We start from the raw sequence: 23820 nt of genomic DNA, 5'->3' as shown, positions 1-23820 counted from the left end.
CGCCACATCGCCTGCCTTGGCGCTGTTCTCGACGAACTCATTGGCCGCCACCTCGATGGTCGGTGCGTCGTCGTCGGTGGCGGTGCCTGTATTGCCGGCAGGATCTGCCACGCTGGCGGTCACATCATAGCCGCCGTCCGGCAGAGGAGTCTGCACATCCACGCTGAAGCTGCCATCCGGATTGACAGTGGTGATCAGGGTCTGCTGGTTGCCGTTGGCGTCGGTCACCACCAGGGTCACAGTGCTGCCGGGAGCGGCATCCGTGGTCCCGGTGAGGGTCGGGGTGCTGTCGTTGGTGTTGTCCGGCGCGGACACAGTGATGGTGGGTGCGGTGAGATCGAGGAGCTCATCCTCGTCATCCTGCGCTTCGGCCAGCGGAGCGGCATCATCCGGATTGGCGGAATCAAAGCCGGCGGTGGAGATAGTGGCATCACCGGTTCTGTCGATGGTGATGAAGCCACCGTTGCCGCTGGCACCAGCAACGCCGCCTACGTTGCCCGCAGCGGGTGCCCCGCCCGCCGCCGACGCTTCAAATGCCTGGGTCGGGTCTGTCCCCGCCAGAATCGCCTGCTGCAGGGCGGCGATGTCGTCAGGTACATCACCCTGCGCCAATTGGGGCTCTTCAGACTCGGGAGTGTTGCTCGGGCTCAGAGTGAAGGTGGTCTCCCCCCCCTGGAAGCTGGCCCCCTCAGGAGCGAGCAATACTGCATCCTTGGGCAGCACATCGCCTTCAGAAAGAAGCGTCTGGCTCCCGTCAGCGGCAACCAGGTAGACTTTGCCTTGCAATTGGGTAACGACGACATCCTGATCCAGTACGATGCTCTTGCTGCTCATGGTTTCTCCTGAAATATCAATGGGCATAGATTTCCAGCCTCCAATGTGCCCGTTAGTCCGACCAGATACCAGTGAGAAAAATCGAACGAACAGACCGAAATGAGGCTTGGATTCGCGCCGAAAACGAAGGGTGTTTGAAGGGGAATAAAATTAGTTAAATCAATAGCATCAAAAATGACACAACGAAGATGGGAGCCTTATTGGCTCCCATTTTACGTCGACTCAGGCCCCGGCCCAGAGCAGGATGGCCAGCAGCTGGGGAGAGATGATCCGCAGGAACATCACCAGGGGGTAGACTGTCGCGTATGACAGGGCGCTGGCGCCACTGGTGGGGTGCATGCCGTTGGCGAAGGCCAGGGCGGGAGGATCCGTCATGGAGCCGGCCAGCAGGCCGCACAGGGTGAGATAATTGACCTTGCCATAGTGGCGCGCCAGCACTCCGACTACCAGCAGCGGGATCAGGGTGATGGCCACGCCATACATCATCCAGGCGGGACCATCCCCGTTGATCAGGGTGTCGATGAAACCGGCCCCCGACTTGAACCCCACCACCGCCAAGAACAGCACTATGCCTATCTCCCGCAGCGCCAGGTTGGCGCTCGGCGGCATGAACCAGTAGAGCTTGCCGATGCTGCCGATGCGGGACAGTATGAGGGCCACCACCAGGGGGCCGCCCGCCAGACCCAGCTTGAGGGCCGCCGGGAATCCCGGTAGATAGAATGGAATGGAGCCGAGCAATACACCCAATCCAATGCCGATGAAGACCGGCAGCATCTGAACCTGCTGCAGTTTTTGCTGGACGTTGCCGACCACGCTGGTCACGGCTTCGATGGCATCGAGCCGCCCCACCAGGTTCAGGATGTCGCCAAACTGCAGGCTGGTCTGGCTGGTCGGGACCAGCTCGATGCCGGCCCGGTTGAGGCGCGAGATGACCACATCATATTTCTGCTTGATGTCGAGATCCCGGATCCGCTTGCCGAGCACCTGCTCGTTGGTGACCACCACCCGCTCGACCCGCAGATCCGTGCCCCGGGTAGAGAGGGAGGTATCCACCTCCTCCCCGAGCACCAGCAGCACCTTGTGCAGGGCGTGGCGCTCCCCCACCAGGTGCAGCAGATCGCCGAGCTCGATGCGAGAGTCGGGCTTGGGCACCATCAGTTCGTCACCCCGCTTGAGGCGGGAACAGATGACATCGGCCTCGTCCAGGCTCGGGATCTCGCCAAGCATCAGGCCGTGCATGTTGGGGTTGCGCACCGCGATATTGATGGTTTGCAGGCTCTCCTTGGTCTTGCCCGCCTGTTGCTCGAACGCGGCTGCTTCTTCGTCGATCTTGACGTGAAAGAACATGCGAATGAGCCACATGGTGAGCAGGATGCCGCAGATCCCGAACGGGTAGGCCACCGCATAGCCCATCCCCATCAGGCCGGTGGAGCCCGGATCCGCCCCAAGCTCGGCCAGGATCTGCTGACCCGCCCCCAGCGAAGGGGTGTTGGTCACGGCACCGGAGAAGACCCCGAGGATCACCGGCAGCGGCACGTCGAACAGCTGGTGCAGCGCCGCGGCCACCACGCAGCCGAGCAGCACCAGCAGGGCGGCGAAGCCATTGAGCTTGAGCCCCGAGCTGCGCAGGGAAGAGAAGAAGCCGGGACCGACCTGGATGCCTATGGTGTAGACGAACAGGATCAGACCAAATTCTTGAATGAAATGAAGTGTTTGCTCATCCAGCTTCAGGCCGGATAGCCCGGCAAAATGACCCACTATGATGCCGCCGAACAGCACACCGCCAATTCCCAAACCAACGCCATAGACTCGCCAGTTTCCCAGCCAGAGTCCCAGCACCGCCACCAGCGACAACATGCTGATGGAAAGCGCGATCTCACTCATTTTTGCATCCTTTCCAAGCTGAACTGGCACTAGCTTGTCAGCAAACGAAGGGGGCAACTGTGGGATGCCGCACGAATTCAGGCTTTGATGGGTGCAAAAATACCAATTAAGGGCTAGTCAGGCGACATAGCCATAGATGGCCACAAAGTGACAGAGGCTCCCCCCCAGCACGAACAGATGCCAGATGGCGTGGTTGTAAGGGATCTGCCTGGCCATGTAGAAGATGGTGCCCAGGCTGTAAATGAGCCCGCCAAGCCCCAGCAGCAGGAGCCCGGTGCCATCCAGATGGAGGTAGAGCTGATAGACGACCACCAGGGACAGCCAGCCCAGCATCAGATAGGTGAACAGAGACAGGCGCTTGAAGCGATTGATGAACAAGAGCTTGAATACCACACCGGCCAGGGCCAGCCCCCAGATCACCACCATCAAGCCCTGCGCCAGCGGGGTATCGAGCGCCACCAGCAGGAAGGGGGTGTAGGTGCCGGCGATCAGCAGGTAGATGGCGCAGTGATCAAGCAGCTTGCACCGGCGTCTGGCCACCGCCGATCCCATGCTGTGGTAGAGGGTCGAGGCGAGATAGAGCAGCACCAGGCTGGTGCCGTAAAGGCCGTAGCTCAGCAACGCCTGAGGCCCCTGATCCCAGCCCTTGTGCAGCAGCAGGATCAGGCCGATGATCCCCAGCAGCAACCCCAGCCCGTGGCTGAGACGATTGGCCCACTCTTCCCGTGGGGAATACCCCGTCACATCCGTCATCACTACCTCCAGCCAAGATCCGATCCACTCTAGCGGCCGACGTTTCAGGCTACAAGTGTTAGCTCAAAATAAACAGGGTCTGCCCGGGGGGAGTCTCGGCGTCAGGAGGTGGCTGTTCCCCCCGCCCCTTTGGTGTATGCTCTGCGGCCGACGCCACCCGCGCAGATGGCCGTGTCTGTCCGGCACGGCGCGCACCCTGTACTTTCTGCCCGACAGGCTGGTCTGGAGAACCTGATGAAGCTGACTGAACTGTTTACACAACCGGATCCTGACTTCGGCCAGGCCATGACGGCCCTGCTGGAGACCTTCCATCACTCGGATGACAGTCAGGCCCCCTATCAGCGCGACAGTTTCGTCCATCAGCTCGATCAGTCGTCCATGCCCGCCACCGGCATGAGCAGGACAGAGTACCTCACGCGTCTCGCCGCCCTGGTGCCCGGCGCCTCCCATCTCACCTCGCCCCACTACATGGGGCACATGACGGCGCCCTTGCCGGCCTTCACCGCCGAGCTCTCCCGCCTGCTGGTGATGCTCAACCAGAATCCAATGAAGATGGAGTCCTCCCGCCTGCTCAGCTTTCTGGAGCGGGAAGTGCTGGCCAAGCTGCACCGCCTCGTCTATCGGGAGAACGACGGCTTTTACGAGGCGCAGATGCATGCCAAGGATGCGGCCCTCGGCGTCATGACCAGCGGTGGCACCATAGCCAACGTCACCGCCCTCTGGCTGGCCCGCAACCGGGCCTGTGGCGACGATCTGTTTTCCCTCTACGAGCAGGGCTATAGAGGCGCCGTGATCCTGGGGTCCAGGCTGATGCACTACTCCTTCGACAAGGGGATGGATCTGCTGGGGCTGGGGGCTTGCCGCGTCTGGCGCCTCGAGACGGATGCCGACAACCGGCTCTGCCTCTCGGCCCTCGAGCGCGCACTGGTTCAATGCCGGGAGCAGAAGCTCAAGGTGCTGGCCCTGGTGGGGGTCGCCGGCAGCACGGACTTCGGTTCAATAGATCCCCTGCCCGAGCTCGCGGCCATCGCCCGGCGCGAGCAGATCCACTTTCACGTGGATGCCGCCTGGGGCGGCCCGACCCTGTTTTCCCCCCGCTATCAGGGCTTGCTGGATGGCATAGCGCAGGCCGACACCGTGACCCTGGATGGCCACAAGCAGTTGCTGGTACCGCTCGGCACCGGCATGCTGCTCTGCCGCCAGCCGGACCTGATGATGACGGTGAAGCGGGAGGCTCCCTACGCCATTCGCGCCAGCTCCTTCGATCAGGGCCGCTTCACCCTGGAGGGCACCCGCCCCGCCAACGCGCTCTATCTGGATGCCGCATTCCAGCTGCTGGGCCAGCAGGGCTATGCCCAGCTGATCGACGCCAATTACGACAGGGCGCGGCGGATGGCGGAGCTCATCGATGCCCACCCCGCCTTCGAGCTGATGTCGGCCCCCGTGATGAACCTGCTCTCCTATCGCTGCATTCCGCCCCACCTGCAGGGCAAGGCCCTGGACGAGGCGGCCAACGAGCAGATCAATGCCTTCAACGTGGCGCTGCAAAAGGCGCAGCGCGCCGAGGGCCACAGCTTCGTCTCCCGCACCCAGCGAGCAGTGAGTCGCTACGGTGCACAGCCGCTCACCCTGCTGCGCGCCGTCCTGCTCAATCCCCTCATCGAGGAGCGCCATATCCGCGGCTTGCTGGATGACCAGTTGCGGCTCGGGATCACCATTGCTCGCCAACTGTTTGGCGACAGCGCGGAACCGGCGTAAAAATGAGCGGTCTTATTCATTTGCCGTTGTCCACCGTGCAGGTAGACTGGGCGAAATTTGCAGGCCATTTTTGAGGACTAGGCGCCAACAATGAAGCAATTTATTGAATTTATTCCACTTATCGTTTTCTTTACGGTCTACAAATTTTACGACATCTACATGGCCACTGGCGCACTGGTGGTGGTCACCGGTCTGCAGCTCGCCTATAGCTGGGTGCGATATCGCAAGGTCGAGAAGATGCAGCTGTTTACCTTCCTGCTGGTCGGTTTCTTCGGCGGCCTCACCGTCTTCTTCCACGACGATACCTTCATCAAGTGGAAAGTGACCGTCATCAACGTGCTGTTCGCACTGGGCCTGCTCATCAGCCGTTACGGCTTTGGCAAGAATCTGATCAAACAGATGCTGGCCAAAGAGCTGCAAGCACCCGATAAGGTCTGGGACACAGTCAATCTCGGCTGGGTCGGCTTCTTTACCGTCTGTGGCCTGCTCAACCTCTACGTGGCATTTAGCCTGCCGCAAGAGATGTGGGTCAACTTCAAGGTGTTCGGCCTGCTGGGGATGACGCTGGTCTTTACCCTGCTGAGCGGCGTCTATCTCTATCGCCACATCCCTGCCGAGCAAAAAGTCCCAGCAGCTGAAAAAATAACCCTCATCAGAAAAGGATCCTCTCATGTGGTATCTCATCTACTCCGAAGATGTCCCCGATAGCCTGCCACTGCGCAAGCAGGTTCGCCCTGCCCATCTTGGCCCGGCTGCAAGCGCTGCAGGATGAAGGGCGCCTGCTGACCGCCGGCCCCAACCCGGCCATCGATGCCGAGGATCCAGCCGATGCCGGCTTTACCGGCAGCACCGTCATCGCCGAGTTTGCCTCGCAGGCGGACGCCAAAGCCTGGGCCGATGCCGACCCTTATGTGGCGGCCGGCGTCTATGCCAAGGTCACCATCAAGCCGTTCAAGAAGGTCTTCTGAAGACTGCGAATCAAATCAAAGAGGCCGGAGTGGGTTGCACCCGTCCGGCCTTTTTTATCTGGGCGATGCTCAGCGACTTTATCACGCCCTGGCCACAAACCAGGGGTTGAGGATGTCGGGCTTGTTGTAGGCAAGGGGTGAGCCATCGAGCTGGGTGACGCTGCCACCCGCCCCCTCCAGCACCGCCTGCGCCGCACCGGTATCCCACTCGCAGGTGGGGGCGAGGCGCGGATAGAGCTCGGCGCCCCCCTCGGCAATGATGCAGAACTTGAGCGAGCTGCCCATGGAGACCAGCTCAATCTCGCCTCGCCCCATGTCACCAAGCCCGCCAGATAATCGAGGGTCTCCTGCGACAGGTGGTTGCGACTTCCCACCACCCGCCACGCCTTTCCTTCACGATGAGGCCGGGTCTGGATAGGCTCGCGCTTGCCATCGGCAATACGCCAGGCACCGAGCCCCTTGCCGCCATACCAGAGCTTGTCCAGCACCGGGGCATAGACCAGTCCCCAGCGCGGCGCCCCCTCTCAATCAGCGCGATGTTGACGGTGAACTCGCCGTTGCGGGAGACGAACTCCTTGGTGCCGTCGAGCGGATCCACCAGCCAGTAGCGGGACCAGCCGAGCCGCGCCTGCATCGTCTCGGCGTCCGACTCTTCCGACAGCACGGGGATATCCGGCGTCAAGCGGGCCAGCGCCTGCACTATCACCTCGTGCGCCCCCTGATCGGCGGCGGTGAGCGGACTCTCGTCCTGCTTGTACTCCACCGCGAAGGGCTGACGGTAGATGGCCATGATGGTGTCACCGGCGGCGCGGGCTATGGGTTCCAGCTCGGAAATGGCGGGTAAGTACATGGAAAAGACATCTCGCTCAAATGGTTAGCCAGTGTACCTATTTCGGACCTGTCTGGCTTATAGCCGTTTGCACTGACTTATAAAGTGTCAAAAATGACAGACAAAAAGTGGCGCAGCTCGACTAATTATCAATAGTCATTTGACGCTACATAAGGACATGAAGCCATGAACCGAAAGACTCTGATCGCCGCCCTGCTGCTGGGTTGCCTGCCCCTGCTGAGCCACCCTCTTCTCGCCGCCGACAAGCCGGCTACCAAACCGGCCACAACTGTCACCAGTACCAAGGAGGTGGGCAAGATCAACCTGAACACCGCCAGTGCCGATGAACTCGCGGCGTTGAAGGGCGTTGGCGAGAAGAAGGCGCAAGCCATCGTCGATTACCGCGAGAAGCAGGGCAAGTTCACCACCGTGGATCAGCTGGCCGATGTGGCGTCGGGCCAGCCACGCTGGAAGCAAATCGGGACATGGTTGCTGGTGAATTAACCAATCCATACCCCTTCCATCACAAGGGCAGCCTGTGGCTGCCCTATTTTCTTCGGGTATCATGGGCCCACTTTGTATCCTTTGGAACTTATCCATGAAAAATATGTGGTGCGCCGTTCTTCCCGTTGCCGGTCTGGGCAATGCTGCCCGCCACCAAGGCCATCCCCAAAGAGATGCTGCCGGTGGTCGACAAGCCGCTGATCCAGTATGTGGTGCGTGAAGCCATCGCCGCCGGCATCAAGGAGATCATCCTGGTGACCCACTCCAGCAAGAACTCCATCGAGAACCATTTCGACAAGAGCTTCGAGCTGGAGGCGACCCTGGAGAAGCGGGTCAAGCGCCAGTTGCTGGAAGAGGTACAACACATCTGCCCGAAAGACGTCACCATAATGCACGTGCGCCAGGGCGAGGCCAAGGGCCTGGGCCATGCGGTGCTGTGCGCCCGCCCGCTGATCGGGGATAACCCCTTCGCCGTGCTGCTGCCTGACGTGCTGATCGACGAGGTGGCCAGCGATCTCAAGCAGGACAACCTGGCCGAAATGGTGCATATGTTCGAGGCGGATCAGATCAGCCAGATCATGGTGGAAGCCGTCCCCGAGAGCGAAGTGGACAAATACGGCATCGCCGACATCAAGGGCGAGGCCCTGAGCGCCGGCATGTCGCTGCCGATGCAGGCCATCGTCGAGAAGCCACCGCGCGACGAAGCCCCCTCCAACCTGGCCGTGGTCGGCCGCTATGTGCTCTCCGCCAACATCTGGCCCTTGCTGGAGAAGACCCCGGCCGGGGCGGGCGACGAGATCCAGCTGACCGATGCCATCGCCATGCTGATGGAACACGAACAGGTCAATGCCTACTTCATGAAGGGTCGCAGCCACGATTGCGGCAGCAAGCTGGGTTACATGAAGGCCAACGTGGAATACGCGGTACGCCATCGGGAGATGGACAGCGAATTTACCGCCTGGCTCAAGCAGTTCGTCAAACAGTTGTAATTGCTGAAAATTCACGCAATACACAGAATAAAAGACTGGGCATCATTCGATGCCCATTTTCATTTTATAAACAAAAATTCAACCATTGATAGATAAAATATCGTCAAAAGCTCTCGTTGTAATTCAATCCTGCTTGTTTTATAAGGAATATGGCTTGTTCCTAGCCCTTGCATAAAATTTCTAAAAAAATATAAGACACAGGTGGAAGTTCCAATGAATAACCCGTCCAAAGGGACCTTTTTAGGTCACCCTAAAGGGCTCTTTTTGCTCTTTAGTACCGAACTCTGGGAGAGATTCTCCTACTACGGCATGCGTGCCGTGCTCGTCCTCTATCTGACTGACATGACCGCCAACGGCGGCATGGGCTGGACCCAGGCCGACGCCCTCAAGCTGTACGGCATCTATACCGGTCTGGTCTATATCACTCCGATCATCGGGGGCTGGCTGGCCGATACCTTCCTCGGTCAACGCCGCGCCATCCTGATCGGTGCCATCTTCATGGCCGCGGGTCAGTTTACCCTGGCCCTGCCCCACGCCATGTTCCCGGACATGGTCAACACCGTCTTCTACGCAGGCCTTGGCTTGCTGATCCTGGGTAACGGTCTGTTCAAACCGAACATCTCCACCATGGTGGGCGACCTGTATCAGGAAGGTGACCACCGTCGTGACGGTGCCTTCACCATCTTCTACATGGGCATCAACCTGGGCTCCCTGCTGGCAGGGGTGATCTGTGGCGCCGCCGCCACCGCCTACGGCTGGCAAGCCGCCTTCGTCAGCGCCGGTATCGGCATGCTGCTCTCCCTGGTGGTACAAGCCACCATGGCCCAGCGTTTCCTCGGCGACATCGGCCGCGTGCCGGCTGCCCAGCGCGCAGCCATGCAGCGTTCCAAGGAGCAGAAAGCCCCGCTGACCAAGCAGGAAGTGGATCGCATCAAGGTCATCCTGGTGCTGGGTCTGTTCACCATCATCTTCTGGGCCGGTTTCGAGCAGGCCGGTGGCCTGATGAACCTGTACGCACAGGAATATACCGACCGCATGATCGGCAGCTTCGAAGTGCCGACCGCCTGGTTCCAGTCCCTGAACCCCTTCTTCATCATTACGCTCGCCCCGATCGTAGCCGCCATCTGGATCAAGCTCGGCAGCAAGGAACCAAACTCCCCGGTGAAATTCGCCATGGGTCTGCTGTTCCTGGCCGTCGGCTTCCTCTTCATGATCGGTGCCGTGCTGGAGCAAGGCGGCGATCAGGCGGTCAAGACCTCCATGTTCTGGCTGGTCGGTGCCTACCTGTTCCACACTCTGGGCGAGCTCTGCCTCTCCCCGATCGGCCTCTCCATGGTGACCAAGCTGGCCCCGCTGCGCCTGGCCTCCCTGATGATGGGTGCCTGGTTCGGCTTCGTCGCCCTGGCCAACTATGCGGCCGGTTTCATCGGCTCCTTCGTCGGTGAAGCGGGTCCGATCGCCATCTTCGGTGGCATCGCCCTGGCCGCCGTGATCAGTGCCCTGATCCTGCTGACCATGGCCAACCGCCTGGTCTACTGGATGCACGGTGCCGAAGGCCCCGCCAAAGAGGCCGACGAGCACGACAAGAAGCTGCAATCCGCCGCCGTCTAACCGGTCCGGACTGCACAGCAAACAGGGCGCCCATTGGGCGCCCTGTTTGTTTCGGCTCTAAAGCACGGCCTCAGTGGTGACGAACCTGCATCTTCAGGGCACTGCCGTTGTCGCTGCGAAACTGCAGCTCGAAGGGTTCGTGCCAGCTGCGCTTGTGCAACCCATAGCGGCTGCTGCGCATCAGCCCGAGCGGCAATCCCCCCGAGCGCATCAGCCAGTGGGGGGAGGTGAGGCCCGCATTGGCAAACACCAATCCGTCTTCCTGATCGAACAACAATGCCGCCATGGAAAAGGAGTGGCGCAGACCCGACTCCAGCAATTGCAGATTGAGGTAGTCGAGCAACCTGTGGGGCTGGGTCAGCAACTGGCTCTCCTGCTGCTGATATTGGCGATAGGGCCCGTTCATCAAGGAGCGCACCAGGGCGCCGCAGAAGGCGGCATCCACCCCCAGGATGGGCAGCTCCATCACCAGCACCAGCAGCTTGTCGCCCAGCTTGAAGGTGTCGGGAATGAACAGATTGCCCATGCCGGCGAACGTCACCTGCCAGGGCCCCCACTCCTGCATGCCCGGTGGTGCCAGCCAGGCCAGCAGGCGGCTGGATGCCAGATCGTGAGCCCGGAAGAAGTCGATGTGCTCCATCAGCTCCAGTTGCTGGCTCTGGTGGGCGTTGCTCGTCAGGCACTGATCTATGCTGCGCCGGATCTGGCCATAGTCATCCACCGGCTTGATGAAGAAGTCGCTGGCCCCCGCCCGCAACGCCCGCTCGATCGCGGCCATCTGATCCTGGCCCGAGATGACGATGACAGGCACCTCGGGATAGCGGGCGGTGAGGCAGGCGATCACCTCATGCCCATCCATGTTGGGCATGTTCAGGTCGCATAACACGATATCGGGGTGATAGAGTGCGGCTGCAGAGAGCCCTTCGATTCCATCTTCGGCCTGAAAGACACAGGCCCCATCATGCTCGAGATAAGTGACCAGCGAGTGACGAAAAACCGCTTCATCTTCCACCACCAAGATCCGTAGTCCGGCTTTTGACATCTTGACAAAGCTCTTATTAGTCAAACGGTTATTTGAGCACTAAGCCTAGATCATGGGAGCGCCATCTCGCCACCCAATATTGCCGGACAGCCCCTTCAAATGGTCAGTCGGCCACCCAAGCATTTGAAATGGGCTGATTATTTTGTCAGCAATTGATGCCTCTTCCTTGCCGAGCGGGAGGGTCAGCGCCCCCATTCAGCACTGGATGAAGGGACGCCACGGCATCATCAGGCTGTCATCCATGGGCACCGTGAATTGTATGCAACCCCGCCATGAGGGATAATGCCCCCCACTCCAGATCGTGAAGCAGACCATGACGCCAGCCGAATACAGCGCCCTCGCCCATCCCAGACTCTCCCATCCGGCACGCAGCCTCTATACCCTGCAGCTGCGCCGGCTGATGCTGGAAAATCGGCTGCCCAGGCTCAACTATCCCGAACTCGGGCGCGCCCTGGCGGTGGTCGATCCGGGCAATCCCAGCGGGTTCTGCTATCAGGTCAATGCCCGCCAGCTCACCGAGTTGCTCGATGAGCTGATGGAAGCCGAATTGTTGCAGGTCGAGGCACAGGCGGACAGTGAGCACTACCATCAGTGCCCGTTCCAGTTGCCCCTGCTGAGCCAGCGGGTACGCAGCCCGCTGCCGGAGCGCCCCTTCCAGATGCATCTGCGGTGGCGGCCGGATGAAGAGCTGCCCGCCCTCGCCCGCCTGTGCGGGGTGATCGATGCCAGCTACAGCGAAGAGGATCTGGGGGAGTTCATCGCCTACTGGCTTGGCCGCCCCGAGGTGTTCGACTCCCAGCATCAGTGGATGCTCAAATTCATCCGGACCCTCAAGAGCCGGCGATACACAAGGCGCCAACCGACCGAGGTGGCCGGTTATCAGCAGATCACCCCTGCCCCCGTCGATTCGGGGCCGAGCAAGCGGGCACAGGAGATGATCGAGGCCGCCAAGCGGCTGGCCCAGACCCAGGAGCCGGACAATGATTGATCCCGGATGCCCGCAGCAGGCACTATTAACCCCTTGTCACCCCAGCCCCAGCAGAAGGAGTATCCCATGACAGATCCGCACGACCCGCTGCGCCAGGAGCTGGAGGAGATCGAGGCCAAGCGCCGGAGGATCGCCAAAGCCAAACAGGACCATCGTGTGCACGATCCCGAGCTGAGCCAGCACGTGGGCGGCCTGCTCGAGCGCATTCGTCGCCTGCAGGCCCAGACTGGCGGCGGCCAGTACGACTACGAGACCCTGCGCAAGGAGTACGACGCCAAGGCCAATGCCGAGGTGCGTGAACTGCAGAAGGCGGCGCGCCAGGAGCGGATCCAGAAGCTGATCGCCCAGGCCGACCTCAACCCGGACTGGATCTTCGAGAAGATGGATGCCGGCGACCCTGCGCTGCAATACCCCATGGAGACTGCCCGCTACTTCATCAGCGGCTTCGAGCATTGGGAGAAGAGCGGCGGTGGCTGCATGCTCATCTACGGCGACTACGGCACCGGCAAGTCTACCCTGGCGGGCGCCGTGGCCCATGAGCTTATCGAGCGCCACCAGAAATCGGTGATCTTCCAGCAGTGGGCCTCCATAGTGGACAGGCTCTTCTTCAACGTCATCCAGGATCAGGAGGAGCGCAACCAGTACCGCCGCGCCCTGGAAGAGGTGGATCTGCTGATCATCGACGAGGTCGCGGCCAACCGCGCCAAGATGGCGGAGAGCCAGTCCAGCTTCCTCGGCCACCTGTTGCGCCGCCGTCGCAACCTCTCGAAAAGCGTCATCATCATCACCAACCACAGTCCCCAGAGTCTGCATCAGGCCATAGGTGACTTCAGCTTCGAGGCGATCAAGGCGTTCAACCCTGTGGATATCCACCTGAGCGGACCCAGTCGTCGCCCCAGCATAGGCCACTACAACGGTTGACCCTGTGCGAGCCCGGGCCAGTTGCCCGGGCTCGCCGCATTTCTCCCTCCTCTCAAATAAAAACAACTCTCATTTACAGCACTGTGCCAACCCTTTAGGCTAACCCTTTCGCCACAGGGAGCAGCACATGCCAACCATACTTGTCTTCGGAGCCAGCCGCGGGCTGGGCCGCGCCTTCACCGATCAGGCCCTGCGCCAGGGTCACAGGGTCCTGGCCCTGGTTCGCCAACCAGAGATGGCCGTCGAGCTGCGCACCCTGGGGGTCGAGGTCATCGAAGGGGATGCGCTGGACCCGGCCGCCGTGCAGCAGGCTTGTGCGCAAGCGGGCCCAACTGCCCGGGTCATCTCCACCCTCGGTAGCTTCCGTCAGCCACAACCCGTGGATTATCAAGGCAATCGCAACGTCATCGACGCCATGGAGCAGACCGGGATCATACGCCTGCTGCTGGTGACGTCCCTCGGCTGCGGCGACAGCTGGCAATACCTGCCCGAGCGGGCCAGGGCGGCGTTTGGTCACGAGGTGCGCTTGAAGAGCCTGGCGGAGAGCTGGCTGCAGACCAGCACACTCGGCTGGACCATCCTTAGGCCGGCCGGCTTGCAGGATGGGGAGGCAACCGGTCAGGCCGTGCTGAGCCAGGGCAAGGAGGTGCATGGACTGGTGCGCCGCGCCGACGTGGCCGCCCATGGCCTGCGCCTGCTGACTGATGAAGCTGCGCTGGGGCAGATCTACGCCATCGGCGATCCCGAGCTCCATCGTGCATGACCCATCCAAGACCCAATCCACCGCATAAAAAAACGGTCAGCCCTTGGGCTGACCGTTTCACACTCTGTCGCCGCCGCGTTATCTCGCCTGGCTGGCGGCCGTGACACTCGCCACCTTGGCAACCGGCAGCGACTGTTGACGCCAACGCAGCAGCAGGCAGGCGAGGCCACCATGAAGCAGTGCCAGCCCCCAGAGTTGCCACCAGTAGCGCGACACCTGACTGAACTCGGCCCCCATCTGGTTGAGGCGCAGGAACCCCTCTATGGCCGGCGTGCTCGGCACCCACTGGGCCAGCCAGTTGAGGAGCGTCGGGATCAGCTCCAGCGGCCAGATGAAGCCCGCGAGGAAGACCAGCGGCAACGAGGAGATGAGCACCACCTGGGTCGGCAGGTCGCGACGGGTAAACAAGGCCCCCAGCACAACCCCAAGCCAGGTGGTGGCCAGCAGGAAAGGCAGTGTGAACAGCCACAAGGCGGCCGGCTCCGCGGTGCGAGCTATGCCGTAGTAGTCGAAGCAGAAGCCGAAGAAGTAGGTCACCGGCAGCACGAACAGCCCCCCCACCACCAGGGTGCGGGCCAGCAGCAACGCCAGGACGGGCACCTGCTGCCAATAGCCCTGCTCCCCACGCCCGCTTCGCTGATTCTGGGTTGCCCCCAGAATGCCGGTGCCCATCAGCAGCACCTGGTGCAGGATCAGCACGAAGACCGCCGGCACCACGTAGTTCACATAACCCATGGAAGGGTTGAACACAGGCACCACGTTGAGCCCGACCGCATTCCAGCCCATGGCGGCCTGGGGCAGCGCCTCGCCCTGGCTCAGCAGCCTGGCCACCTTGACCTGAGCGGCCAGGGTGCCTCCGGCCTGGGCCAGCCCCTCGGCTATGGTGCCGTAGACCAGGAAGTAAGAAGCGTCCCCGGCGTAACTCAGCGTGACGCTCTTGCCCAGCATCAGATCCCGGTAGAAGTGACGGGGAATGTGCAATATGCCGCTGGCCTTGCCGGTCAGCAGCCACTGACGGGCCTGTGTCAGGCTGTCGACCCGAGCCACCAGTTTTACCTGGGGCGTCGCGTCGGCCATGAACTCCAGCTGACGGGAGAGCTGGCTGCCGTCATCGTTGACCACCACCACCGCCTCCTCGCGAGGCAGCTGATGCAGATAGGGCTGCGGATAGAGGAAGGAGTAGAAGAAGACGCCGCCAAACAGGGTCAGCATGATGGCGCGGTCCGCCAGCAGGGTGCGCAACTCGAGGCGCACCAGATCCCAGAAACCCATCATGATTCAGGCTCCTTGGTGGCCAGTTGGCGGGCCGCATGGGCCTGGGGTTGATAGCGCCGCACAACCAGCAGCAGCGGCAGCAGGAACAGCAGCAGGGCGCCGAACTGGGGCAGGGCCGCCGTCAGCGGCTGGCCGTAGTTGGTCTGGCCTATCTGCAGCTCGACATAGTGGGAGATGGGCAAGAGGCTGCGCCAGAACTGGGCCACATCCCCCATGGCGCTGACCGGGAAGGTCACCCCCATGAAGGCGAAGCCCGGCGCCGTGTAGGCCCCCGCCAGGGAGAGCGCACGGGCCGGATCCCGGATGACGCCGTAGAAGAAGGCCCCCATGCTGACGCAGGCGGCCGAGGCCAGCCCCAGACCCAGCGTCAACACCAGCCAGCTCCCCTGCATGGGATAACCCAACCCCTTGAACAGCAGCAGACTCCACGCCAGCCCCCACCCCCACCCGATGAGCACATGGGGCAGCAAGGTGCGCCAGAGGCCGAACCAGACCCCTCTGGTGGTCCAGTCCAGACCGAGTCGATCGGTGCGGGCCAGGGCGTTGAGGCCATAGAGCACCACCAAGATCTGCCACACCGCGGGCAGCAGGGCGCTCAGCAGAAACTGGGCGTAGCTGGAGTTGATGTTGTAGAGCGCCGTCACCTGGCTCGCGATGGGCACCGATTGCCCCAGCGCCCCGGGAAGCGCCTTGCCGTCGGCCATGGCCGCGAGCACGCCCACCTGGCCGTTGAGGGTGCCCACCACCTGGGCCAGGGCCGCGTTGACCAGCTTGGCGATCAGGATGAACTGGCCGTTGTTGAAGACGGTCACCTTGGGCTGGATGCCCTCGCGGGCATCCCGCTCCAGGTGGTTGGGGATCACCACCAGGGCATAGATGTCCCCCCCGCGCAGCGCCCTGGCGCCCTCGTCTATGGCGTCAAACTGCTGCGCAATCTTAAGCCCGGCGGAGGCATCCAGCGAATAGGCGAGCTGGCGGGAGAGCGAGCTCCTGTCCAGATCCACCAGACCCACCTTGAGGTCGCGCGCCAACCCCGCCGAGAAGATCCAGCACAAGAGCCCGATCAGCAGCAGCGGGATCCAGCTGGTCAGGGCCCGGCTGAAGGGGTCTTGCCACAGCAGCCGCCATTCGCGTCCCATCAGAGTTCGACCAGCACGCTCATGCCAACCCGCAACCCTTCAACCGGTTGCAAGGGGCGCGCCTCCACCTGGAAGCTCTTCATGTCGAACCCCTGACGGGTGTCGGTGGCTCGCCAGGTGGCGAAATCCCCCATCGCGGCCACATGGGCCACCTTGAAGCGCACCGTCTGATCGCCAAGGCCCGGGATGCGGGCATCAAACTCGGTGCCGACCGGGAAACGGGGCAGCAGATCCTCGCGGATATGGAACTGGGCCCAGGCATCCTTCATGTCGAGCAGGGTCACCACGGGGAAGCCCTGGGGCGCCAGCTCGCCGCTGCGTAGCAGCACCTGGGCGACCTCCCCCTCGTGCGGACTGGCGATGCGAGTGTCTGCCAGATAGGCCTCGACCTCGGCCACCCCGCCTGCCGCCATCTTGGCCTGCTCCCGCGCCGCGATCTTGGTCTCCTCCCGCGCCCCTTCCAGGGTCATCTGATATTGCTGCCAGGCCATGCCTTCGCTGTATTTGGCCGCCTGCCAGGCCGTCCAGGCCTCGTCACGCTTTTGCAGCGGCATGACGCCGTCCCTATGCAGGCTGGCGATACGCTCATAGGTCTTGCCACGGAGCAGGGGCGGCCGCCTTGGCTTGCTGCCACTGATCCTTGGCTGCGGCTATCTGCTGGGCCCGCGCCCCCTTCTCGGCCTCCTGCGCCATGGCGCCAGCGGCCGCCTGACCGGCCTTGGCCTGACTCAGCTTGGCCTCGATTTCCGGGCTCGCCAGGGTGAACGCCAGCTGACCCTTGGCCAGTTGATCTCCCTTCTTCACCAGCACCTCGTCGATGCGCCCCGCCACCTTGGAGGAGACAGCATACTGCTGCGCCTCTATCTGCCCTTGCAGGCGCACCGGCTCCGGCTGATAGGCCAGCCAGAAACGCCAGCCCAGCCAGATGACCAGCAGCACCAGGGCAAGTGGCAGCAACCAAGGCTTGCCCTGGCTCATCTTCTTCTTGATGGGGGGATGACTCATGAATTCACCTCTGTCGCCTGAGCATGCTGATATTGATTGAAACTGTTCATCTGACCGGAGAGCGCCAGCAGGCGGGCCAGGGAGATCACATATTGATAGGCTGCCGCGGCGCGCTGGGTCTTGACCCCGGCCAGCTGGCTCTGGGCATCCACCACATCCAGTGAGGTGGAGAGCCCTTGACCGAAAGCCTTGTCCCGCAGCCGCACGTTCTCCTCGGCCAGAGCCTGGGTCGAGGAGAGGGCGTGATACTCCTCCAGCCCCTGCGCCGCCTCGCGCCAGGTCTTCTCGACCAGCAATTCCAGATCCTGACGGGTCTTGGCCTGCAGCAGATTGACCTGCAGCTCGGCACTCTTGGCCGCCTGCACAGTCTCGGAGCGGCCGTCGCGGCTCACCAGCGGCATGCTGACCCCGACCCCGACCAGCCAGTCCGGCGTGGTCTTGGATACGATGGAGTCATCTTCATAGAGGTTGTAGTTGCCGAACAGGAAGAGCTCGGGGGCGTATTTGCCCTTCTCCAGCTTGATCATGCCCTGGGCCTGCTCCTTCTTGGCCGCCAGCAGCTTGAGGCCAGGGTGCACCGCCAGGGTCTCCTCCACGAAGGGGGTGAGCTGTGGCATCCCCTCGTTGATGAAGAGCCGGGTATTGGGTTCGGCCTGCTTGAGCTTGAGCATGTGGCCGAGCGCCAGCTGGGCTATCTCCAGGCTACGCCGCGCCTTCTGGGTATCGATGCGTGCCCTGTCATAGGCCGACTGGGCGGAGAGTCGCTCGACCCGGGCTATCTGGCCCTGGGCTTCGAGCTTTTTGGCATGATCCAGGTGGTGGGCCAGCCCCTGCTCTATTTCCTGCTTGGTCTGCACTACCTGGGCCGCCAGCACCACGCCGAAGTAAGTCTGGGAGAGGCTCTCGAAGGTGGACTGCTGCTTGAGCACCAGCAACTGCTGTGCCTCGCTCACCTGCGCCTGGCGGATGTCCTGGGCCGCATCTATGCGCCCGCCGGTGAACAGGGGCCAGAGCATCTTGACCGAACTGGTGACCACGTTCTGCTTGGTGAGGGGGGTGACGAAGTCGCTGGGGCTGAGGTTGAGCGCCTGCATGACGGGGCCCAGCACCTTGCCAAATTCCGGGTGATTGGCGATGGGGTTGAGATCCAGCATGTCCAGCTCCATCGGCTGATCGAGGTGGGTATAGCTGGCCCCCACATCCACCTTGGGCAGGTACATGCCCTTGGCCGCCTCGCGCAACTGCTCTGCCCGCGCCACCCCGGCCTGCTCCGCCGCCAGCCCGTCATCTTGCTGGATGACCCGGCTCCAGGCCTCGGTGAAGCTGACGGTCTGCGCCTGCGCCGAGCCCAGCATGGCTCCCAGCAGGCCCGGGCAGAGCAATTTGATGAACCTTGACGTCATACATCCCCAATTTATGTTTGTAATAAAATTGTGTGGAGCCTTTGCTCGATTCAGGCTCGCTATCATAGCGTAAACAGGCGCCGGAAAGAGACTGGCAAATCACCGAGTCCCTCACTCATTTGACCCTGACCATGGTCCCAGACAATATGTCTGATTTTCAAGCACTCCTGAATTTGCAAGCCTTGGCGCGACGTTTTTTTCAGAAAAAAATGGCTGACGCTCAAATACTAACCTTTTCTCCTGACTAAAAAATGCGTAATATACGCCGCCCTAAGCCGATGGTAACCGTGGAATGCAGATAGGTCCCCACACGCTTGAAACTCCCTTGATCGTGGCCCCCATGGCCGGTGTAACAGACCGACCATTTCGTGAACTTTGTTTACGTTTGGGAGCAGGCATGGCCGTTTCCGAGATGCTGCTGGCCAACCCGGATGTCTGGGATACCCAGAAAACCAGGATGAGAATGGGCCACTCTGCCGAAACCGGACTGCGATCGGTCCAGATTGCCGGAGCCGACCCCGAGATGATGGCGTTTGCTGCCCGCTACAACGTGGAGCAGGGCGCTCAGATCGTCGACATCAACATGGGATGTCCGGCAAAAAAAGTGAATAAAAAGTTGGCAGGCTCCGCCCTGCTGCGCCAACCCGATCTGGTCAGAACCATCTGCCAGGCCGTGGTGAATGCAGTAGAGGTACCTGTCACCTTGAAGATCCGCACAGGATGGGATCCGGATAACCGCAATGGCGAGGAGATCGCCCGAATCGCCGAAGATTGCGGTATCGCGGCCCTTGCCGTGCATGGTCGTACCCGCTCCTGCCTCTACAAGGGTGAAGCGGAGTACGACACTATCAGGGCGATTAAGCAGGCCGTATCGATTCCTGTTGTCGCCAATGGTGACATAGACAGCCCGGAGAAGGCCCGGTATGTCCTCGACTATACCGGCGTCGACGCCGTGATGATCGGCCGTGCTGCGCAAGGACGACCCTGGATTTTCCGGGAAATCCGTCATTTTCTTGAGACGGGCACCAAGCTGCCGCCTCCCGACAGGGAAGAGGTTCGCACCCTGATGAACGAGCATGTTACCAATCTGCATCAGTTTTACGGTGCATATCTGGGAGCGCGCATTGCCCGTAAACACGTGGGCTGGTATCTGGATGAAGAAGAGACGGGCCGAGAATTCCGTAAGCACTTCAATGCCCTGGATTGTGCAGATGCACAGTTGAACGCACTTGAAATGTATTTCGATGGATTAGGTTAACGCATAACTAAAGAGCCGACCGAATATGTTCGAACAAACCCTGACTTCTGATGCATTGGTAACAACTACTCACAATCACGCTGCCGAGCCAACCCAGCGCCCCCTGCGTGACTCTGTGCAACAGGCCCTGCGTAACTACCTGGCCCAGTTGAACGGTCAGGAAGTGATTGATCTGTACGATATGGTTCTCTCCGAAGTCGAAGCCCCCATGCTGGACGTGATCATGCAGTACACCCGTGGTAACCAGACTCGCGCCGCCGTGATGATGGGCATCAACCGTGGCACCCTGCGCAAGAAACTCAAGCGCTACGGCATGAACTGATTTCAGTCATCCTGCTGCAGTGCAGATAAAGGCGTATCCCAGTGATGGGATACGCCTTTTTCTATGGCCGGCTTTCCGGACAGCGCCTTACTCCGCGGCCAGCTTGATGCCAAGCCCCACGAACAAGCCCCCCATCAGACGATTGAGCCAGCGTCCCAACCGGGCAGGCAGGCGCACCTTGCGACTCGCATAGGCGGTCGAGAAGGCCAGCAGGTGGCACCAGATCATACCGTTGATGTTGAAGATGCAGCCCAGCAGGATAAACGCCAGCGCCTTCTGCGGCGCATCGGGGGCGATGAACTGAGGTACAAAGGCGAGGAAGAAGAGCGCGACCTTGGGGTTGAGTACATTGGTCAGCAGGCCCTGCCGAAAGATCCGCCCATAGGAGAGCGCTGGCAGCGATACTGCGGGCTCGCTCGCAACAGATGAGCTTGCGCCTTGCCTGAGCAGGGAAATCCCCAGATAGACCAGATAGAGCGCCCCCATCAGCTTGATGACGGCGAACAGCTCGGCCGAGGCACTCAGTAGTGCAGACAGCCCCAGAGCCGCCGCCAGCACATGCACCATGGTGCCCGTTCCTATGCCCAGCGCGGCCACCGAGCCCGCTCGCCAGCCTTGCGAGCCACTGCGCAGCATGATGAGCAGAGAGTCCGGCCCCGGCATCATGTTCAGCAGCAGCCCGGATACGACAAATAACGCCAGATCGTGGATCCCCAACATACACAGCTCCCTTGCAGATGAAACTCACAGTCTATGGATCCAACCCGCCTTGTCACTCCCCATTACGGCAATAGTGGGCATAAGCAGGGGGCATAGCCAGGGGTTATCAGGGTTGGTGGGCGAGAGAGAAGAAGGGTCGAAAGGTAATCAAGTGGCTAAACAACGGGCCATTTATTGAGGCAGATGGCCTGAGCGTTCTCTGCTCCATAAGAAAATCAGTGCTGAAGCGCTGAATTTCAGGCAATAAAAAACCCCGCTCGATGAGCGGGGTTTCTTCTAATTGGGTGCCTGGCAGTGTCCTACTCTCGCATGGCGAATGCCACACTACCATCGGCGCTACCGCGTTTCACTTCTGAGTTCGGCATGGGATCAGGTGGTTCCACGGCGCTATGGCCGCCAGGCAAAAAACTTCATCCGGAAAGCTGACGTGAATAACGACTTAGCTAGTTTGCTTTGTCATTATCACTGAATTTGAGTAGTTCTTGCGGTTTGTTACAAGTCTCAGAACACTTCTTGGGTGTTGTATGGTTAAGCCTCACGGGTAATTAGTATGGGTTAGCTCAACACATCACTGCGCTTACACACCCCACCTATCAACGTTGTGGTCTCCAACGGCCCTTTAGGACCCTCAAGGGGTCAGGGATGACTCATCTCAGGGCTCGCTTCCCGCTTAGATGCTTTCAGCGGTTATCGATTCCGAACTTAGCTACCGGGCAGTGCCACTGGCGTGACAACCCGAACACCAGAGGTTCGTTCACTCCGGTCCTCTCGTACTAGGAGCAACTCCCTTCAATCATCCAACGCCCACGGCAGATAGGGACCGAACTGTCTCACGACGTTCTGAACCCAGCTCGCGTACCACTTTAAATGGCGAACAGCCATACCCTTGGGACCGACTTCAGCCCCAGGATGTGATGAGCCGACATCGAGGTGCCAAACACCGCCGTCGATATGAACTCTTGGGCGGTATCAGCCTGTTATCCCCGGAGTACCTTTTATCCGTTGAGCGATGGCCCTTCCATTCAGAACCACCGGATCACTATGACCTACTTTCGTACCTGCTCGACCTGTCCGTCTCGCAGTTAAGCTGGCTTATGCCATTGCACTAACCTCCTGATGTCCGACCAGGATTAGCCAACCTTCGTGCTCCTCCGTTACTCTTTGGGAGGAGACCGCCCCAGTCAAACTACCCACCAGGCACTGTCCGCGAGCCCGATTCAGGGCCCTGCGTTAGAACATCAAACATACAAGGGTGGTATTTCAAGGACGGCTCCAGCGCAACTGGCGTCACGCCTTCAAAGCCTCCCACCTATCCTACACATGTAGGTTCAATGTTCAGTGCCAAGCTGTAGTAAAGGTTCACGGGGTCTTTCCGTCTAGCCGCGGGTACACCGCATCTTCACGGCGAATTCGATTTCACTGAGTCTCGGGTGGAGACAGCATGGCCATGGTTACACCATTCGTGCAGGTCGGAACTTACCCGACAAGGAATTTCGCTACCTTAGGACCGTTATAGTTACGGCCGCCGTTTACCGGGGCTTCGATCAAGAGCTTCGCTTGCGCTAACCCCATCAATTAACCTTCCGGCACCGGGCAGGTGTCACACCCTATACGTCCACTTTCGTGTTTGCAGAGTGCTGTGTTTTTGATAAACAGTCCCAGCCATCTGGTCACTGCGACTCCCAACTGCTCCATCCGCAAGGGACTTCACTGTCAAGAGCGAACCTTCTCCCGAAGTTACGGTTCTATTTTGCCTAGTTCCTTCACCCGAGTTCTCTCAAGCGCCTTGGTATTCTCTACCCGACCACCTGTGTCGGTTTGGGGTACGATGACTTGTAATCTGAAGCTTAGAGGCTTTTCCTGGAAGCAGGGCATCAATGGCTTCACCACCGTAGTGGCTTCGTCTCGTGTCTCAGTGTTGTGTCTCCGGATTTGCCTAGAAACACCACCTACGCACTTTCACCAGGACAACCGTCGCCTGGCCCACCTAGCCTTCTCCGTCCCCCCATCGCAATTACAAGTCGTGCAGGAATATTAACCTGCTTCCCATCGATTACGCCTTTCGGCCTCACCTTAGGGGTCGACTCACCCTGCCCCGATTAACGTTGGACAGGAACCCTTGGTCTTCCGGCGAGGAGGCTTTTCACCCCCTTTATCGTTACTTACGTCAGCATTCGCACTTCTGATATCTCCAGCATGCCTCTCGACACACCTTCGCAGACTTACAGAACGCTCCCCTACCACTCACACATACGTGTGAATCCGCGGCTTCGGTGCCTGGTTTGAGCCCCGTTACATCTTCCGCGCAGGCCGACTCGACTAGTGAGCTATTACGCTTTCTTTAAATGATGGCTGCTTCTAAGCCAACATCCTAGCTGTCTGAGCCTTCCCACATCGTTTCCCACTTAACCAGAACTTTGGGACCTTAGCCGGCGGTCTGGGTTGTTTCCCTCTTCACGACGGACGTTAGCACCCGCCGTGTGTCTCCCGGATATTACTTACTGGTATTCGGAGTTTGCATGGAGTTGGTAAGTCGGGATGACCCCCTAGTCCAAACAGTGCTCTACCCCCAGTAGTATTCGTCCGAGGCGCTACCTAAATAGCTTTCGGGGAGAACCAGCTATCTCCGAGTTTGATTGGCCTTTCACCCCCAGCCACAGGTCATCCCCTAACTTTGCAACGTTAGTGGGTTCGGTCCTCCAGTTGATGTTACTCAACCTTCAACCTGCCCATGGCTAGATCACCCGGTTTCGGGTCTACACCTTGCAACTAGACGCCCAGTTAAGACTCGGTTTCCCTACGGCTCCCCTATACGGTTAACCTCGCTACAAAATGTAAGTCGCTGACCCATTAT

16 protein-coding genes, 2 rRNA genes and 5 pseudogenes (1 of these 23 cut by a window edge) are annotated in these 23820 nt (G+C 60.5%); 11 read left to right on the top strand and 12 right to left on the bottom strand.

What is annotated here, in order from left to right:
* The 3 genes from ACF2JD_RS14985 to trhA form a co-directional block, all read right to left on the bottom strand.
* Positions 1–834: retention module-containing protein (locus ACF2JD_RS14985; RefSeq protein ID WP_440987692.1), on the bottom strand; the 834-nt coding region annotated here is incomplete at its 3' end.
* Between the two features lie 222 nt (positions 835–1056).
* Complete coding sequence (locus ACF2JD_RS14980) at positions 1057–2718, bottom strand: putative transporter (protein WP_106884853.1); 1662 nt, start codon at positions 2716–2718, stop codon at positions 1057–1059.
* Positions 2719–2835: 117 nt separating this feature from the next.
* Entirely contained in the window at positions 2836–3471 is a 636-nt protein-coding gene (gene trhA, locus ACF2JD_RS14975; protein WP_042649093.1) for a PAQR family membrane homeostasis protein TrhA, read from the bottom strand.
* A gap of 234 nt (positions 3472–3705) precedes the next feature.
* On the opposite strand from trhA, the gene ACF2JD_RS14970 reads away from it, so the two are divergent.
* The 3 genes and pseudogenes from ACF2JD_RS14970 (at position 3706) to ACF2JD_RS14960 (ending at position 6197) form a co-directional block, all read left to right on the top strand.
* Positions 3706–5229, top strand: coding sequence for an aminotransferase class V-fold PLP-dependent enzyme (locus tag ACF2JD_RS14970; protein WP_440987691.1), 1524 nt, complete (start codon positions 3706–3708; stop codon positions 5227–5229).
* 90 nt (positions 5230–5319) lie between these two features.
* Entirely contained in the window at positions 5320–5937 is a 618-nt protein-coding gene (locus tag ACF2JD_RS14965) for a septation protein A (protein WP_440987690.1), read from the top strand.
* Positions 5900–6197, top strand: a pseudogene (locus tag ACF2JD_RS14960) (YciI family protein). Before ACF2JD_RS14965 ends, ACF2JD_RS14960 begins: the two are co-directional and overlap by 38 nt.
* Positions 6198–6278: 81 nt before the next feature.
* On the opposite strand, the pseudogene cysQ reads toward ACF2JD_RS14960, so the two are convergent.
* A pseudogene (gene cysQ / locus ACF2JD_RS14955) lies at positions 6279–7047 on the bottom strand (3'(2'),5'-bisphosphate nucleotidase CysQ).
* Positions 7048–7212: 165 nt separating this feature from the next.
* Here cysQ and ACF2JD_RS14950 point away from each other — a divergent pair.
* The 3 genes and pseudogenes from ACF2JD_RS14950 to ACF2JD_RS14940 form a co-directional block, all read left to right on the top strand.
* A pseudogene (locus tag ACF2JD_RS14950) lies at positions 7213–7517 on the top strand (ComEA family DNA-binding protein); the annotation flags it as partial.
* A 107-nt stretch (positions 7518–7624) separates the two neighbouring features.
* Positions 7625–8519: pseudogene (gene galU, locus ACF2JD_RS14945) on the top strand (UTP--glucose-1-phosphate uridylyltransferase GalU).
* Between the two features lie 213 nt (positions 8520–8732).
* Entirely contained in the window at positions 8733–10130 is a 1398-nt protein-coding gene (locus ACF2JD_RS14940) for a peptide MFS transporter (protein WP_106884859.1), read from the top strand.
* A 70-nt stretch (positions 10131–10200) separates the two neighbouring features.
* Here ACF2JD_RS14940 and ACF2JD_RS14935 read toward each other — a convergent pair whose 3' ends face one another.
* Complete coding sequence (locus ACF2JD_RS14935) at positions 10201–11172, bottom strand: response regulator (protein WP_234677427.1); 972 nt, start codon at positions 11170–11172, stop codon at positions 10201–10203.
* A gap of 313 nt (positions 11173–11485) precedes the next feature.
* On the opposite strand from ACF2JD_RS14935, the gene ACF2JD_RS14930 reads away from it, so the two are divergent.
* The 3 genes from ACF2JD_RS14930 (at position 11486) to ACF2JD_RS14920 (ending at position 13844) form a co-directional block, all read left to right on the top strand.
* Entirely contained in the window at positions 11486–12160 is a 675-nt protein-coding gene (locus ACF2JD_RS14930) for a DnaT-like ssDNA-binding domain-containing protein (protein ID WP_440987689.1), read from the top strand.
* A 66-nt stretch (positions 12161–12226) separates the two neighbouring features.
* Complete coding sequence (locus tag ACF2JD_RS14925) at positions 12227–13081, top strand: DnaA ATPase domain-containing protein (RefSeq protein ID WP_042649085.1); 855 nt, start codon at positions 12227–12229, stop codon at positions 13079–13081.
* 127 nt (positions 13082–13208) lie between these two features.
* Positions 13209–13844, top strand: coding sequence for an SDR family oxidoreductase (locus tag ACF2JD_RS14920; protein WP_440987688.1), 636 nt, complete (start codon positions 13209–13211; stop codon positions 13842–13844).
* A gap of 78 nt (positions 13845–13922) precedes the next feature.
* On the opposite strand, the gene ACF2JD_RS14915 is transcribed toward ACF2JD_RS14920, so the two are convergent.
* From ACF2JD_RS14915 to ACF2JD_RS14900, 4 genes and pseudogenes are all read right to left on the bottom strand, one after another.
* Positions 13923–15119 (bottom strand): ABC transporter permease, encoded by a 1197-nt coding sequence (locus tag ACF2JD_RS14915; RefSeq protein ID WP_440987687.1) that lies wholly within the window; start codon positions 15117–15119, stop codon positions 13923–13925.
* Positions 15116–16258, bottom strand: a complete 1143-nt coding sequence (locus tag ACF2JD_RS14910) for an ABC transporter permease (RefSeq protein WP_440987686.1) — start codon at positions 16256–16258, stop codon at positions 15116–15118. Before ACF2JD_RS14910 ends, ACF2JD_RS14915 begins: the two co-directional genes overlap by 4 nt.
* Positions 16258–17263: pseudogene (locus ACF2JD_RS14905) on the bottom strand (HlyD family secretion protein). The gene ACF2JD_RS14910 and the pseudogene ACF2JD_RS14905 overlap by 1 nt, the downstream one beginning before the upstream one ends.
* A complete protein-coding gene (locus ACF2JD_RS14900; RefSeq protein ID WP_163150096.1) occupies positions 17260–18666 on the bottom strand; it encodes a TolC family protein in 1407 nt (468 codons plus the stop codon). The pseudogene ACF2JD_RS14905 and the gene ACF2JD_RS14900 overlap by 4 nt, the downstream one beginning before the upstream one ends.
* Positions 18667–18958: 292 nt before the next feature.
* Here ACF2JD_RS14900 and dusB point away from each other — a divergent pair, with 292 nt between their 5' ends.
* Together dusB and fis are read left to right on the top strand one after the other, a co-directional pair.
* Positions 18959–19924, top strand: a complete 966-nt coding sequence (gene dusB, locus ACF2JD_RS14895; protein ID WP_234677420.1) for a tRNA dihydrouridine synthase DusB — start codon at positions 18959–18961, stop codon at positions 19922–19924.
* Positions 19925–19949: 25 nt separating this feature from the next.
* A complete protein-coding gene (gene fis / locus ACF2JD_RS14890) occupies positions 19950–20246 on the top strand; it encodes a DNA-binding transcriptional regulator Fis (protein WP_005309538.1) in 297 nt (98 codons plus the stop codon).
* Positions 20247–20333: 87 nt separating this feature from the next.
* Here the strand turns inward: fis and ACF2JD_RS14885 are convergent, their stop codons facing one another.
* The 3 genes from ACF2JD_RS14885 to ACF2JD_RS14875 form a co-directional block, all read right to left on the bottom strand.
* Complete coding sequence (locus ACF2JD_RS14885) at positions 20334–20966, bottom strand: LysE family transporter (RefSeq protein WP_440987685.1); 633 nt, start codon at positions 20964–20966, stop codon at positions 20334–20336.
* A gap of 286 nt (positions 20967–21252) precedes the next feature.
* Positions 21253–21367: ribosomal RNA gene (gene rrf, locus ACF2JD_RS14880) — 5S ribosomal RNA — on the bottom strand.
* Between the two features lie 123 nt (positions 21368–21490).
* A 23S ribosomal RNA gene (locus tag ACF2JD_RS14875) occupies positions 21491–23820 on the bottom strand; it runs 558 nt beyond the window's last position.

The sequence above is a fragment of the Aeromonas ichthyocola genome (assembly GCF_046087985.1).
Taxonomy (GTDB): domain Bacteria; phylum Pseudomonadota; class Gammaproteobacteria; order Enterobacterales; family Aeromonadaceae; genus Aeromonas; species Aeromonas rivipollensis.
This window is presented reverse-complemented; position numbering and strand designations above follow the sequence as displayed.

Coding starts and splice junctions, on each gene's coding strand:
- ACF2JD_RS14935 (WP_234677427.1), bottom strand. CDS start 11,172: ATGTCAAAAGCCGGACTACGGATCTTGGTGGTGGAAGATGAAGCGGTT.
- ACF2JD_RS14915 (WP_440987687.1), bottom strand. CDS start 15,119: ATGATGGGTTTCTGGGATCTGGTGCGCCTCGAGTTGCGCACCCTGCTG.
- ACF2JD_RS14930 (WP_440987689.1), top strand. CDS start 11,486: ATGACGCCAGCCGAATACAGCGCCCTCGCCCATCCCAGACTCTCCCAT.
- ACF2JD_RS14980 (WP_106884853.1), bottom strand. CDS start 2,718: ATGAGTGAGATCGCGCTTTCCATCAGCATGTTGTCGCTGGTGGCGGTG.
- dusB (WP_234677420.1), top strand. CDS start 18,959: ATGCAGATAGGTCCCCACACGCTTGAAACTCCCTTGATCGTGGCCCCC.
- ACF2JD_RS14885 (WP_440987685.1), bottom strand. CDS start 20,966: ATGTTGGGGATCCACGATCTGGCGTTATTTGTCGTATCCGGGCTGCTG.
- ACF2JD_RS14900 (WP_163150096.1), bottom strand. CDS start 18,666: ATGACGTCAAGGTTCATCAAATTGCTCTGCCCGGGCCTGCTGGGAGCC.
- ACF2JD_RS14970 (WP_440987691.1), top strand. CDS start 3,706: ATGAAGCTGACTGAACTGTTTACACAACCGGATCCTGACTTCGGCCAG.
- ACF2JD_RS14965 (WP_440987690.1), top strand. CDS start 5,320: ATGAAGCAATTTATTGAATTTATTCCACTTATCGTTTTCTTTACGGTC.
- ACF2JD_RS14940 (WP_106884859.1), top strand. CDS start 8,733: ATGAATAACCCGTCCAAAGGGACCTTTTTAGGTCACCCTAAAGGGCTC.
- trhA (WP_042649093.1), bottom strand. CDS start 3,471: ATGACGGATGTGACGGGGTATTCCCCACGGGAAGAGTGGGCCAATCGT.
- ACF2JD_RS14910 (WP_440987686.1), bottom strand. CDS start 16,258: ATGGGACGCGAATGGCGGCTGCTGTGGCAAGACCCCTTCAGCCGGGCC.
- fis (WP_005309538.1), top strand. CDS start 19,950: ATGTTCGAACAAACCCTGACTTCTGATGCATTGGTAACAACTACTCAC.
- ACF2JD_RS14925 (WP_042649085.1), top strand. CDS start 12,227: ATGACAGATCCGCACGACCCGCTGCGCCAGGAGCTGGAGGAGATCGAG.
- ACF2JD_RS14920 (WP_440987688.1), top strand. CDS start 13,209: ATGCCAACCATACTTGTCTTCGGAGCCAGCCGCGGGCTGGGCCGCGCC.